This is a genomic window from Streptomyces albidochromogenes (genome assembly GCF_005981925.1).
Lineage (GTDB): Bacteria > Actinomycetota > Actinomycetes > Streptomycetales > Streptomycetaceae > Streptomyces > Streptomyces albidochromogenes.
In genome coordinates this window covers 1-14,669 of the sequence record NZ_VBVX01000165.1, presented here as the reverse complement: position 1 = coordinate 14,669, position 14,669 = coordinate 1, and the positions used below count along the sequence as shown (strand labels likewise).

General features: G+C 69.9%; 7 protein-coding genes. 1 reads left to right on the top strand and 6 read right to left on the bottom strand.

Annotated elements, in window-relative coordinates; translation table 11 throughout:
• Positions 1 to 92: 92 nt before the first annotated feature.
• From pgsA to E2E34_RS20870, 6 genes are all read right to left on the bottom strand, one after another.
• On the bottom strand, positions 93 to 746 hold the full coding sequence (gene pgsA, locus E2E34_RS20895) for a CDP-diacylglycerol--glycerol-3-phosphate 3-phosphatidyltransferase (protein WP_138903454.1): 654 nt from the start codon (positions 744 to 746) through the stop codon (positions 93 to 95).
• Positions 743 to 2,236, bottom strand: a complete 1,494-nt coding sequence (gene rimO, locus E2E34_RS20890) for a 30S ribosomal protein S12 methylthiotransferase RimO (protein WP_138903453.1) — start codon at positions 2,234 to 2,236, stop codon at positions 743 to 745. Before rimO ends, pgsA begins: the two co-directional genes overlap by 4 nt.
• Before the next feature lie 125 nt (positions 2,237 to 2,361).
• Positions 2,362 to 3,195, bottom strand: coding sequence for a helix-turn-helix domain-containing protein (locus E2E34_RS20885; RefSeq protein ID WP_138903452.1), 834 nt, complete (start codon positions 3,193 to 3,195; stop codon positions 2,362 to 2,364).
• A gap of 189 nt (positions 3,196 to 3,384) precedes the next feature.
• Positions 3,385 to 6,198 carry a DNA translocase FtsK gene (locus tag E2E34_RS20880; RefSeq protein ID WP_138903451.1) on the bottom strand — a complete coding sequence of 938 codons (2,814 nt, stop codon included), beginning with the start codon at positions 6,196 to 6,198 and terminating at the stop codon, positions 3,385 to 3,387.
• A 131-nt stretch (positions 6,199 to 6,329) separates the two neighbouring features.
• Positions 6,330 to 7,016, bottom strand: a complete 687-nt coding sequence (locus E2E34_RS20875) for a response regulator (RefSeq protein ID WP_138903450.1) — start codon at positions 7,014 to 7,016, stop codon at positions 6,330 to 6,332.
• Between the two features lie 243 nt (positions 7,017 to 7,259).
• Positions 7,260 to 12,815: a HAMP domain-containing protein gene (locus E2E34_RS20870; protein ID WP_208765294.1), complete on the bottom strand. Its 5,556-nt coding sequence runs from the start codon at positions 12,813 to 12,815 to the stop codon at positions 7,260 to 7,262.
• 265 nt (positions 12,816 to 13,080) lie between these two features.
• Here E2E34_RS20870 and E2E34_RS20865 point away from each other — a divergent pair.
• On the top strand, positions 13,081 to 14,669 hold a 1,589-nt coding region (locus E2E34_RS20865), incomplete at its 3' end, for a PAS domain S-box protein (RefSeq protein ID WP_138903448.1).

The following is a 14,669-nucleotide window of genomic DNA, read 5'->3' as shown; positions in this document are numbered from 1 at the left end:
CGGCATACGAGATGAGCGCTAGTCTCGTGGGCTCGGAGATGTGTATAAGAGCCAGCCTCCGGCGCCTCTTACGTCCTCCACGGCCCCGCCCGTCACCGCGACGACTCCGCCGCGATGCCGGCCCGCCGCAGCACGATCGCCTGGCGCACATAGTCGAGCCCGGTCACCACCGTCAGCACGACCGCCGCCGCCATCACCCAGAACCGCAGCGTCGCGAGCGGGCCGGTGAGCGCGAGCACGTACATCCCGACCGCCACACCCTGCATGAGCGTCTTCATCTTGCCGCCGCGGCTGGCCGGAATGACCCCGTGCCTGATCACCCAGAAGCGCAGCACGGTGATGCCGAGCTCCCGGAACAGGATCACGCCCGTGACCCACCAGGGCAGATCCCCGAGCGCCGACAGACAGAGCAGCGCCGCGCCCATGATCGCCTTGTCGGCGATCGGGTCGGCGATCTTCCCGAAGTCGGTGACCAGGTTGTACGTACGGGCGAGGTGCCCGTCGAAGATGTCCGTGATCATCGCGACGGCGAACGCCGCCCACGCCCAGGCGCGCCAGGCCGGGTCGTACCCGCCGTCCTGGAGCATCAGCACCACGAAGCCGGGCACCAGGACCAGCCGCATCATGGTCAGGAGGTTGGCGATGTTCCACAGGCTGGCCTGATTGACGGCCGCAGCGCCCAGCTTGCCGCCGGGCGCCGGCTTCGCGCCGGTTCCACCGGCAGCGGATGCCGGGACTCCGGTCATCTGCCTGCCTCCTCGTCGGGGGTCTGGGGGTCGCCTCCCAGCAGCTCGCTGTACTCCGCCACCAGATCCACACCCTCGGTGGCGATCACCTTCGCGGCGACCATACGCCCCACGGACAGCCCCTCGGCCGAAGTGAACAGCACCTGGCCGTCCGTCTCTGGCGCCTGGTGCGCCGCGCGGCCGACCGCGCCGTCCTCACCGTCCACCGACTCGACGAGCACCTCGACCGTCTCCCCGAGCCGCTCCTCGGCCCGCTGGCTGGTCAGCTCGTCCGCGAGCCGCGAGATGTGCTCGAGCCGCTCGGCGATGACCTCGGCGTCCAGCTTGTTGTCGTACGTGACGGCCTCGGTGCCCTCCTCGTCGGAGTATCCGAAGACGCCGATCGCATCCAGTCTCGCACCCGTGAGGAAACGCTCCAGCTCACCGAGGTCCGCCTCGCTCTCGCCGGGGAACCCGACGATGAAGTTGGACCGCACACCGGCCTGCGGCGCCTTGGTGCGGATCGTCTCCAGCAGTTCGAGGAAGCGGTCGGTGTCGCCGAAGCGCCGCATCGAGCGCAGCACACCGGCCGCCGAGTGCTGGAAGGACAGGTCGAAGTACGGCGCGACCTTCGGCGTAGACGTCAGTACGTCGATCAGCCCCGGCCGCATCTCGGCGGGCTGCAGGTAGCTGACCCGTACGCGCTCGATGCCGTCCACCTCGGCCAGCTCGGGCAGCAGCGTCTCCAGGAGCCGGATGTCGCCGAGGTCCTTGCCGTACGACGTGTTGTTCTCGGAGACCAGCATGATCTCCTTCACGCCCTGCTCGGCCAGCCAGCGCGTCTCGCCCAGCACGTCGGACGGGCGCCGCGAGATGAACGAGCCGCGGAACGACGGGATGGCGCAGAAGGAGCACCTGCGGTCGCACCCGGACGCGAGCTTCACGGAGGCGACGGGGCTGGTCCCCAGGCGCTGGCGCAGCGGCGCGCGCGGACCCGAGGCCGGCGCGAGGCCGTCGGGCAGGTCCTCGGGCGGCGTGTCCTGGGCGTGCCCGGGGAGCGCGACGTCGGGGGCGGCCTGGCGCTCGGCGGGGCTGATGGGCAGCAGCTTGCGCCGGTCGCGCGGGGTGTGCGAGGCGTGGATGCCGCCGTTGAGGATGGTCTGGAGGCGGTCGGAGATGTCGGCGTAGTCGTCGAATCCGAGTACGCCGTCGGCCTCGGGCAGCGCTTCCTGGAGTTCCTTGCCGTACCGCTCGGCCATGCAGCCCACGGCGACGACGGCCTGGGTCTTGCCGTGGTCCTTCAGATCGTTGGCTTCGAGCAGGGCGTCGACGGAGTCCTTCTTGGCGGCTTCGACGAATCCGCAGGTGTTGACGACGGCGACGTCCGCGTCCGAGGCGTCCTCGACGAGCTGCCAGCCGTCCGCTGCCAAGCGGCCTGCCAGCTCCTCCGAGTCCACCTCGTTACGGGCGCAGCCAAGAGTGACAAGGGCGACGGTGCGGCGTTCGGGCATGGACTCAAGACTACTTTGTCCCGGCGCACGCCCCCGCCGCGAGGGGTTGCGGGGGGCCGGCGGCCGCTGATCGCGGTCCGGCCCCGGGCCCTTCCGGCCCTGCCCCGGGGCCGGAAGCGACCAGGTCAGCCGACCTCCGGGTCGCCCTTGGTGTAGGTCAGCCGCTGGACCTGGCCGGCCTGGAACTCGTCGCCGACCTCCTTGCCGTTCACGAACAGCTGCATCGCGCCGGCGTCACCCAGTACGAGGTCGATCTTCTCCTTGTCGGTGAAGGTCTTGGACTCGCCCTTGAGCAGCAGCCCGTCGAAGAGCAGGCGGCCGTTGTGGTCCTTCACCGAGATCCAGCTCTTGCGGTCCTTGGCGGTGAGGGCGACCGTCACCTGATCCTGCGGGACGGCCGCGATGGCGCTGTCCGACGGGTCGGGCTTGGGGTCGGCGGGCTTGGTCGGGGAGGACTTGGCCGGCTTGGTCGTGGCGGGCGTGGAACCCGCTACGTCCCGGGAGCCGCCGCTGCCGTCGGTGCCGTTGAAGAGCGTGAAACCGACGAAGCCGACGACGGCGACGATCGCGGCGACCATGGCCGCGGTCCAATTGGGGCGGCGGGCCTCCGGGCGGATCCGTTCCGCCTCGAAGAGCGGCGCCGCGGGCGTGGGTGCGGGCCGTCCGCCGTGCTCGTCGTCGTACTGGGCGACCAGGGCGTCCGGATCGAGGCCGACGGCGCGGGCGAGGGTGCGGATGTGGCCGCGGGCGTAGACGTCGCCTCCGCAGCGGCTGAAGTCGTCCTGCTCGATCGCGTGCACGATGGGGATGCGCACCCGGGTCGAACCGCTGACCTCGTCGACCGTCAGACCCGCGTCCACACGGGCCTGCTGGAGAGCGCGTCCGATCGAGGGCCGGTCGTCTTCGACTGAAGGTTCGAACGATGGCCTGTCGTCTTCGGGAGAGTTGCCGATGGACACGGGGGCGCCTTTCGAGCGTGAGCCACCTGCTGGGTGTTCAGTCTAGGGGGGGTACGAAAGCGTGAGGCAACTGGGAGGGCGGAGTTTGTACGCCATCAGAACTGACTGACAGCCTGATGGTGACACCATCTGCCTCCCCCTCCCCTCAACTGGACGTACGAACCGGGGAAACGGTTGCTCACCACTCTCTTACGGGTGAGAATCTCCTCGGATCATAGCGAGCATTTCATCCAATTCATCCGGTTTGACGAGCACATCGCGCGCCTTCGATCCCTCACTCGGCCCCACGATGTTCCGCGACTCCATCAGATCCATCAGCCTGCCCGCCTTCGCGAAGCCGACACGCAGTTTCCGCTGGAGCATCGAGGTCGAGCCGAACTGCGTGGACACCACGAGCTCGGCCGCCTGGCACAGCAGGTCCAGGTCGTCACCGATGTCCTCGTCGATCTCCTTCTTCTTCGCCGTCCCGACGACGACGTCCTCCCGGAAGACCGGCGCCATCTGGTCCTTGCAGTGCTGGACGATCGCGGTGACCTCGTCCTCCGTGACGAACGCGCCCTGCATACGGGTCGGCTTGTTCGCCCCCATCGGCAGGAAGAGGCCGTCGCCCTTGCCGATCAGCTTCTCGGCGCCCGGCTGGTCCAGGATGACCCGGCTGTCCGCGAGCGAGGAGGTCGCGAACGCGAGCCGCGAGGGCACGTTCGCCTTGATCAGGCCGGTGACGACGTCCACGGAGGGCCGCTGGGTGGCGAGCACCAGATGGATCCCGGCGGCGCGGGCCAACTGGGTGATGCGGACGATGGAGTCCTCCACGTCACGCGGCGCCACCATCATCAGGTCCGCCAGCTCGTCGACGATGACCAGCAGGTACGGGTACGGCGAGAGCTCCCGCTCGCTGCCCTCGGGCGGCTTGATCTTCCCGGTCCGCACGGCCTGGTTGAAGTCGTCGATGTGCCGGTAGCCGTACGCCGCCAGGTCGTCGTACCGCAGGTCCATCTCCCGCACGACCCACTGGAGCGCCTCGGCGGCCCGCTTCGGGTTGGTGATGATCGGGGTGATCAGGTGCGGGATGCCCTCGTACGCCGTCAGCTCGACGCGCTTCGGGTCGACCAGGACCATCCGCACGTCCTCGGGGGTCGCCCGGACCATGACCGAGGTGATCAGGCAGTTGATGCAGGACGACTTTCCCGATCCGGTGGCGCCCGCGACCAGGACGTGCGGCATCTTCGCCAGGTTGGCCATCACGTAGCCGCCCTCGACGTCCTTGCCGAGCGCGACGAGCATCGGATGGTCGTCCTCGGCCGCGTCCGCGAGGCGCAGTACGTCGCCGAGGTTCACCATCTCGCGGTCGGTGTTGGGAATCTCGATGCCGACGGCGGACTTGCCGGGGATGGGGCTGATGATGCGTACGTCGGGACTGGCGACGGCGTAGGCGATGTTCTTCGCGAGCGCGGTGATCCGCTCGACCTTGACGGCCGGCCCCAGCTCCACCTCGTACCGGGTCACCGTCGGGCCCCGGGTGAAGCCGGTGACGGCCGCGTCGACCTTGAACTCCGTGAAGACGGTCGTCAGCGAGGCGACCACGGCGTCGTTGGCCGCGCTGCGCGTCTTGCCGGGGCCGCCGCGCTCCAGCAGGTCGAGCGAGGGCAGGGCGTAGGTGATGTCCCCGGCGAGCTGGAGCTGCTCGGCACGCGGCGGCAGCGGCTGGGACGCCTCGGGCTGCGCCTTGGTCAGATCCGCCACCTTCGACCCGGACGCGGTTCCCGCGCCGGAACCGGCCCCGGAGCCCGATCCGGACAGGGGCGCGGGCACCGGTGTGCGTTCCGGCTTCCCGGCGCCCTCGCGCGCCGGTGGCACGGCGGCCGGGCGCTCGGTGGAGACCCCCTGCGTCAGATCGGCCACGAGCGCCGACGGCGGCAGCCCGTTCAGTACGGCGCCGTCCAGCGCGGCGGCGGCGGCCGCGGCCACGTCCACGGCGTCCAGGGCCCGCGCCCCGGAAGCGGGCTGCGCGGCGGCCCTGCGCGGCCGGCGGCGCAGGGTGAGCGCCTCCTCCTCCACGAGGTCCGCGTCGTACTCGGCGGGAGCCGGGGCCCGGCGCGCGGGCGAGCGGCGCGCGCCGGCGGGAAGCGCCTCGCGCCACTGCTCGTCGTACCGCTCGTCGTCCTCGTAGTACCCCGGCGGCGCGGCCAGGATGCCCAGCATGATGCCGAGCTGCCGCAGCCGTTCGGGGACCGCGTTGACGGGTGTGGCGGTGACGACGAGCAGGCCGAAGACGGTGAGCAGGAGCAGGAGCGGTACGGCGAGGACGCTGCCCATCGTGAAGATCAGCGGTGTGGAGGCGGCCCAGCCGATCAGTCCTCCGGCGTCCTGAAGGCCCTCGATGCCGTCACCGCGGGACGGCGCTCCACAGGCGACGTGGACCTGTCCGAGGACGCCGACGACGAGGGCGGAGAGCCCGATGACGATCCGGCCGTTGGCCTCCGGCTTCTCCGGATGCAGGATCAGCCGTACGGCGACGACGCCCAGCAGTATCGGCACCAGCAGGTCGAGCCGCCCGAAGGCGCCGGTCACCAGCATCTCGACGAGGTCGCCGACCGGCCCGCGCAGTTGCGCCCACGTACCGGCGGCGACGATCAGCGCGAGACCGAGCAGCAGCAGCGCGACACCGTCCTTGCGGTGGGCCGGGTCGAGGCCCTTCGCGCCCCGCCCTATGCCGCGGAACATCGCGCCGACACCGTGCGCGAGGCCGAGCCACAGGGCGGTCACGAGCCGGAACACGCCGCTGGTGGGGGACGGCGCCGCCTTGGCGGCGGGCCTGGCCGCCGCCTTCTTGACGGGCGCCTTCTTCACCGGCGCCCTCTTCACGGGCACGGCCTTCTTCGCCGCGACGGCGGACTTCTTGACGGGCGCCGCTTTCTTCGCGGCGCCGGTGGTACGCCCGGCGCGCGCCTTCGCGGTGCCCGCCGTGCCCTGGGAACCCTTGCCGGACGTACGTGAGGCCATGGTGGTGAGGTTACCGGTGCGGGACGCGACGGACACGTGTGCCCACCGCTTCACCCGTTCGTGTCGTGCCTCGGGAGGCGGGAAACTGACGCCGCCTCACCGCGCCCGCAGCGCCCGGCCGGTGCCCTCGTTCAGTGCTGCGACGGGAACGGGGGCGTCGCGCCGCTGGTCCCCGGCTCGAGCGCGTCGAGCGCCCGGCGCAGACCGGTGAGCTTGCGCTCCAGGTGCGCGGCCGTGGCCACGGCCGCGGCGTCCGCGGACTCGTCGTCCAGCTGCTTGGAGAGCGCCTCGGCCTGCTCCTCGACGGCGGCGAGCCGCGCGGAGAGTTCGGCGAGGAGTCCGGCGGGCTCCTTGGTGTCGCCCACGGAACCCGTCTGGCCCCCGCCCTCCAGCTGGAGGCGCAGCAGCGCCGCCTGCTCGCGCAGTTGGCAGTTCTTCATGTACAGCTCGACGAAGACCGAGACCTTGGCGCGCAGCACCCACGGGTCGAACGGCTTGGAGATGTAGTCCACCGCGCCGGCCGCGTAACCCCGGAAGGTGTGGTGCGGGCCGTGGTTGATGGCGGTGAGAAAGATGATCGGGATGTCCCGGGTCCGCTCTCGCCGCTTGATGTGCGCGGCGGTCTCGAAACCGTCCATCCCCGGCATCTGGACATCCAGCAGGATGACTGCGAAATCGTCCGTCAGCAGCGCTTTGAGCGCTTCCTCCCCTGACGATGCCCGTACCAGTGTCTGATCGAGCGCAGAGAGGATGGCCTCCAGCGCCAACAGATTCTCCGGCCGGTCATCGACCAGGAGGATCTTGGCCTTCTGCACCATGGCCCGCCCTCCTCGCCCCGGCAGTGCACCGGGCGCCGCCCCAGGGGACGACTCTCTTGCGTCGCCCGTCCTTGTGCCGGTCATGGTAGCCGCACCCCGCCTGTCGCCACACCCTGTCACCGCGATGTCACTGTGCACGTAGGAGAAACGCGGTGGGAGACCAGAAGGTTCCCCGAATACCGCGCGCTCACACGCCTTCGGCCACAGCCGGTCGGCAACCCGCCGGTTTCCTCCAGCCTACGGTCACTCCCCCCGCATCCACTGATCCATCACCGAGAGCAGGTGGTCGGGATCGACCGGCTTCGTCACATAGTCGGAAGCTCCGGACTCGATGGCCTTCTCCCGGTCGCCCTTCATCGCCTTCGCCGTCAACGCGATGATCGGGAGCCCCGCGAACTGCGGCATCCTGCGGATCGCCGTCGTCGTCGCGTAGCCGTCCATCTCCGGCATCATGATGTCCATCAGTACGACCGTCACATCGTCGTGCTGCTCCAGGACTTCGATGCCCTCCCGGCCGTTCTCCGCGTACAGCACGGACAGTCCGTGCTGCTCCAGGACGCTGGTGAGGGCGAAGACGTTACGGATGTCGTCGTCGACGATCAGCACCTTCTCCTGGGAGAACATGATCCCGCGACGCGGCTGCGGCGTCGCCGTCTCCTGGCCGCCCGAGGCCCACGACTCCTGCGCCGCCCCCGACGGCTCGTCGGCCTGACCGGACCGTCCCGGCCGGCCGTTTTCGTCGGACGCCCCCGCCTGACCTGCCGTCTGCCCCGGCAGCGCCGTCCGCTGGTCCCCGCCGGCCACCGCCCTGCGCCGGCGCCGGAACAGCCCGGAGGGACCGCTCTGCGGGTCCGAGGGAAGCCTGGCCGGCCCGTGATCGGCCGGCGGCGCGTCGGCCGACCGGTCGTCGTCCGGGGCGCTCCCGCGCAGCGGCTCCATCGCGCCCGGCGTGAGCTGCGGGTAGCCCTGCGGCGGCAGTTCACTGGGGTGCAGCGGCAGGTACAGCGTGAACGTCGAACCGCGGCCCGGCTCGCTCGCCGCGTGGATCTCGCCGCCCAGCAGCCTGGCGATCTCCCGGCTGATCGACAGACCGAGGCCGGTGCCTCCGTACTTCCTGCTGGTCGTCCCGTCGGCCTGCTTGAACGCCTCGAAGATCACCCGCATCTTGCTGGCCGCGATCCCGATGCCCGTGTCGGTCACCGAGAAGGCGATCAGATCGGCGTCCACGTCCCGCAGTGAACCGGCCTCCAGCAACTGCTCGCGGATGGCGTTCGGCACGTCGGTCTTCGCCGGCCGGATGACCAGCTCCACGGCCCCGCTGTCGGTGAACTTGACCGCGTTGGAGAGCAGGTTGCGCAGGACCTGGAGGAGCCGCTGCTCGTCCGTGTGCAGCGTCGCGGGCAGCTCCGGGGACACCCGTACGGAGAAGTCCAGTCCCTTCTCCGCGGTGAGCGGCCGGAAGGTCGCCTCCACGTAGTCGACGAGCTGGACCAGCGCGATCCGCGTCGGGCTGACGTCCATCTTGCCCGCCTCGACCTTCGACAGGTCGAGGATGTCGTTGATCAGCTGGAGCAGGTCGGAACCCGCCCCGTGGATCGTCTCCGCGAACTCCACCTGCTTCGGGGAGAGGTTCGCGTCCGCGTTGTCGGCGAGCAGCTTCGCGAGGATGAGCAGCGAGTTGAGCGGCGTGCGCAGCTCGTGCGACATGTTCGCCAGGAACTCGGACTTGTAGCGCATCGAGACCGCCAGCTGCTCGGCGCGCTCCTCCAGGACCTGCCGGGCCTCCTCGATCTCGGTGTTCTTCACCTCGATGTCGCGGTTCTGCTGGGCCAGCAGCTCGGCCTTCTCCTCCAGTTCGGCGTTGGACTCCTGGAGCGCCTTCTGCCGGTTCTCCAGCTCCGCCGACCGCTCCCGCAGCTGCTCGGTCAGCTCCTGCGACTGCTCCAGCAGCACCTCGGTCTTCGTGTTGACGCTGATGGTGTTGACGCTCGTCGCGATCATCTCGGCGATCTGGTTGAGGAAGTCCTTCTGGATCTGGGTGAAGGGCTGGAACGACGCCAGCTCGATCACCCCGAGGACCTTCCCCTCGAAGAGCACCGGCAGCACGATCACATGCGCGGGTGGCGCCTCTCCGAGACCGGAGGAGATCTTCAGGTAGCCGGGCGGCACGTTGTCCACCAGGATCGTGCGCTTCTCCTCCGCCGCCGTACCGATGAGCGTCTCACCGGGCTTGAAGGACGTCGGCATGGAGCCCGCCGAGTAGCCGTAGCTGCCGCGCATGCGCAGCTCGTACGGGCTGTCCTCGTCCGCGCCCACCTCGCTCGTGCCGCGCGTCGTCAGCGCCAGGAAGAACGCGCCGTGCTGCGCCGAGACGACCGGGGTCAGCTCGCTCATGATCAGCGATGCCACGTCGTCGAGATCGCGGCGGCCCTGCATCAGACCCGAGATGCGGGCCAGGTTGCCCTTGAGCCAGTCCTGCTCCTTGTTGGCCAGGGTGGTGTCGCGCAGGTTCGCGATCATCGTGTTGATGTTGTCCTGGAGGACCTGGATCTCGCCCGCGGCGTCGACGTCGATCTTGAGATTGAGGTCGCCGCGGGTCACCGCGGTGGCGACGGCCGCGATGGCGCGCACCTGCCGGGTCAGGTTCCCGGCCATCTCGTTCACGGATTCCGTCAGGTCGCGCCAGGTGCCGTCCACGTCGCGTACGCGCGCCTGGCCGCCCAGGATCCCCTCGGTGCCCACCTCGCGTGCGACCCGCGTCACCTGGTCGGCGAAGGAGGAGAGCTGGTCGACCATCGTGTTGATGGTGGTCTTGAGCTCCAGGATCTCACCGCGCGCGTCGATGTCGATCTTCTTGGTCAGGTCGCCCTTGGCGATGGCCGTCGTGACCATCGCGATCTGGCGGACCTGGCCGGTCAGGTTGGACGCCATCGAGTTCACCGACTCGGTGAGGTCCTTCCACGTACCGGAGACACCGGGGACCCGCGCCTGGCCGCCCAGTTCCCCTTCCGTACCCACCTCACGGGCCACACGCGTGACCTCGTCGGCGAACGACGACAGCGTCGTCACCATGGTGTTGACGGTGTCGGCGAGCTGCGCGACCTCGCCGCGCGCCTCGACCGTCACCTTCTTCGTCAGGTCGCCGTTGGCGACCGCCGCCGACACCTGCGAGATGTTCCGCACCTGCGACGTCAGGTTGTTGGCCATCAGGTTGACGTTGTCGCTGAGGTCCTTCCAGATGCCGGTGACGCCGCGTACGCGCGCCTGGCCGCCCAGGATGCCCTCGGTACCCACCTCGCGAGCGACCCTGGTCACCTCGTCGGCGAACGACGACAGCTGGTCGACCATCGTGTTGACGGTGGTCACCAGCTCCAGGATCTCGCCCTTGGCGTCGACCGTGATCTTCTTCGACAGGTCGCCCTTGGCGACCGCCGTCGTGACCTCGGCGATGTTGCGCACCTGCGACGTCAGGTTGTTCGCCATGGAGTTGACGGACTGGGTGAGGTCCTTCCACGTACCGCTGACGCCCTGCACCTCGGCCTGGCCGCCCAGCATGCCCTCGGTGCCCACCTCGCGGGCCACCCGGGTCACCTGCTCGGCGAAGTTCGACAGCTGGTCGACCATCGTGTTGAGGGTGTTCTTCAGCTCCAGGATCTCGCCGCGCGCGTCCACGTCGATCTTCTGCGACAGGTCGCCGCGCGCCACCGCCGTCGCGACCTGGGCGATGTTGCGGACCTGGGCGGTGAGGTTGCCGGCCATGCCGTTGACCGAGTCGGTCAGGTCCCGCCACACACCGGCCACACCCGGCACCTGCGCCTGGCCGCCGAGCCGGCCGTCCGTACCCACCTCGCGGGCCACCCGCGTCACCTGGTCGGCGAAGGAGGAGAGCTGGTCGACCATCGTGTTGATGGTGTTCTTCAGCTCCAGGATCTCGCCCCGGGCGTCCACGTCGATCTTCTGCGACAGGTCGCCGCGCGCCACCGCCGTCGTCACCTGGGCGATCTGGCGCACCTGCGACGTCAGGTTCCCCGCCATGAAGTTGACGGAGTCCGTGAGCTCCTTCCACGTACCGCTGACGCCGTCCACCCGCGCCTGACCGCCGAGGCGGCCCTCCGTACCCACGTCGCGCGCCATCCGCGTCACCTGGTCGGCGAACGACGACAGCTGGTCGACCATGGTGTTGACGGTGTTCTTCAGCTCCAGCATCTCGCCGGAGACGTCCACCGTGACCTTCTGCGACAGATCGCCGTTGGCGACCGCCGTGGTGACCTGCGCGATGTTGCGCACCTGGCCGGTCAGGTTGCGGAAGGCCGTGTTGACGGAGTCCGTCAGGTCCTTCCACGTGCCCGCCGCGCCCGGCACCTGCGCCTGGCCTCCCAGCAGACCCTCTACGCCGACCTCTCGCGCCACGCGGGTCACTTCGGAACCGAAGGACTGGAGCTGGTCCACCATCGTGTTGACGGTGTTCTTCAGCTCCAGCATCTCGCCCGCGACGTCGACGGTGACCTTCTGCGTCATGTCGCCGTTGGCCACCGCCGTAGTGACCTGCGCGATGTCCCGCACCTGCGTCGTGAGGTTCCGGAACACCGTGTTGACGGAGTCCGTCAGGTCCTTCCACGTGCCCGCCGCGCCCGGCACCTGCGCCTGCCCACCGAGCAGACCCTCGCCACCGACCTCGCTCGCCACCCGCGTGACCTCGTCGGCGAAGGTACGCAGCGTCTCCGTCATCTGGTTGATCGTCTCGGCGAGCTGCGCGACCTCGCCGCGCGCGCTCACGGTGACCTTCCGCGACAGATCACCGTTGGCGACCGCCGTGGTCACCTCCGCGATCCCGCGCACCTGGGCGGTCAGGTTCCCCGCCATCAGGTTGACCGAGTCCGTCAGGTCCTTCCAGACGCCCGCCACCCCGGGCACCTGCGCCTGGCCGCCCAGCTCGCCCTCCGTACCGACCTCGCGCGCCACGCGGGTCACCTCGGAGGAGAACGACGACAGCTGGTCGACCATCGTGTTGACGGTGTTCTTCAGCTGGAGCATCTCGCCGGCCACATGCACGGTGACCTTGCGTGACAGATCACCCTTGGCGACCGCCGTCGTGACGAGAGCAATGTCACGGACCTGGGCCGTGAGCCGGTACGCCATGGTGTTGACGGAATCCGTCAGGTCTTTCCATGAACCGGACATACCGCGCACCTGGGCCTGACCACCCAGTTTGCCCTCGGTACCCACTTCGAGGGCGACACGCGTCACCTCGTCCGTGAACGCCGACAACTGGTCGACCAGGTTGTTGACCGTACGCCCGACCTTCAGGAACTCGCCCCGCAGCGGATGCCCCGCGCCCTCCCCACCCTCGGCGCTCAGGGACCGCAGTTCCATCCGCTGGTCCAGGTCGCCGTCCGCCACCGCGGACAGCACCCGGCCGACCTCGGAAACCGGCCGCGCCAGGTCGTCGACCAGCGCGTTCGACGCGTCGATCGCGGTCGCCCACGAGCCCTCGCAGGCCCCCGTCTCCAGCCTCTCGGCCAGCTTCCCCTCACGTCCGACCATCCGCCGTACTCGGGCGATCTCACCGGTCAGATGCAGATTGCGGTCGGCGACCTCGTTGAAGACGGCGGCGATCTCGGCCATCACCCCGTCGCCCGACACCGTCAGGCGTTTACGGAAATTGCCGTCCCGCATCGTCACAAGGGCCTGCAGCAGCCTGTTCAGGGCCGCTGTGTCCACTTCGGTTGTCCCATTGTTCCGGGACCGTCCGCCTTTTGCGCGCGTGCTGGTGCTCCGCGCGGCTGCGCCAGACTCCACCGTGTCCCTCCCGCAGGGGTCGACCGTACTCATCGAGCTTCGCCCGAAGCCTTCCCAGTGTTTCACCATGGCCGAACCAGGCCATAACAGTTCGGCAGCTTCGCACACCCCTCCCCGGACTCCGGGGGCGGAAACACTGGTGACCGGCATCCGCTCGGACATGGAAGGTAAGTAACCTGGCTTCCGGCTGTCCAGCCGCCCCGGTCCGCCCGGCGGGGGCGGTGACGCGAGATCCACCACCAGGCACCGGAGGGGCGGGCCGATCATGGCAGAGCCGGGCGTCGAGACGCGTACGAGGAGTTCTGTGATCACCGCGCGGGCGGCTGCCAGCTTCGACCCCGTGGGACGGTCCGTCGCGACCGCCCGCGCCTTTGTCAGGGACACACTCCAGGGCTGGGGTTATACGGACATCGTGGACGACGCCGTCGTCCTCACCAGCGAGCTCGTGACGAACGCCGTGGTGCACGCCGGCACCACGGCCGACGTGCTCTGCCTGCGTACGGACGAGGGCGTCCGCGTAGAGGTCGGCGACCGCTACCCCGAGCGCGACGTCCCGCTCCAGGGAACGGCCCAGTCCTTCGGCAGCCCCGACCGCGAAGGCGGACGCGGCCTGCTGTTGTGCGCGGCCCTCGCCTCCCGCTGGGGAGTCGACTACGCGCCCACCCACAAACACGTCTGGTTCCAGCTCGACCTCCCCGAACGCCCGGTCGGCATCCGCTCGGCCGGCCCCGTCCTCCCCGTCGAACACCTCCCGGTCGCCGACGGCCGCATCCGCGTCGCCGTCGTCCAGATCGACCGCTCCGGCGCCATCAACGCCTGGAACGAGGACGCGGAGGAGCTCTTCGGGTACGACGCCGACCAGGTCACCGGCAAGCAGCTCACCGACTTCGCCGCCTGGCCGCACACCCCCGGCATCGCCACCGGCATCGCGGACGCCCTCCAGCTCTCCCGCTGGGAAGGCAGCTACGGCGTCCGCGCCGCCGACGGCCGCACGGTCCCCGTCTACGCCTCCCACCTGCGCGTACGGGACACCTCCGGCGAGCCCTCGACCGTCTGTCTCCTCGTACGCGACTTCGAGCGCGCGGTCCTGCAGTCCCCCCAGCGCACCCCCGGCGACACCGCCAAGGGCTCGCTCTCCGAGGGCCGCACCACGGACCCCTTCGAGGTCTTCATCGGCTCCCCCGCCCCCGACGACCTCGACGGGCTCCTCCAGCGCACCGTCGAGCGCTCCCGCGACATGCTGGACGCCGACTCCGCGTTCCTGCTGCTCGCCACCGACGACGAGACCGAGCTGGAGGTACGGGCCACCACCGGCCTCCCGTCCGCCCGCCAGCGCTTCGCCCGCGTCCCCGTCGAAGCCGGGACGGGCCGCTACGGCTCCGCCCGCATGCCCGCCGTCCACGATGACCTCACCGCCGTCCCAGGAGCCGTCCCCCTCCTCAACGGCACCGGCATGCGCTCCGTCGTCACCGTCCCCCTCAAGGTCGAGGGCCGCCTCACCGGCTCCCTCGGCGTCGCCGCCGAAGCCCCCGGCCGCTACTCGAACGAAGAGGCCCTGCGCCTGCAGTTCGCCGCCGACCGCATCGCACTCGCCGTCGAGTCCGCCCGCCTGGGCGAGCTGGAGCGCCTGCGCCGCGGCTCGCTCTCCTTCCTCGTCGAAGCCTCCGACCTCCTCGCCGGTACGCTCGACCGCGACCAGACCCTGGCCCTCATGGCACAGATGACGGTCCCCACGCTCGCCACCTGGTGCGCCGTCTACACGATCGCCGACCAGTCCTCCGAGCCGTACCTCTCGTTCGTCCTCCACGAGGACGAGGAGCGCATCGACGGCCTCAAGGCCCTCCTCTCCAAGAT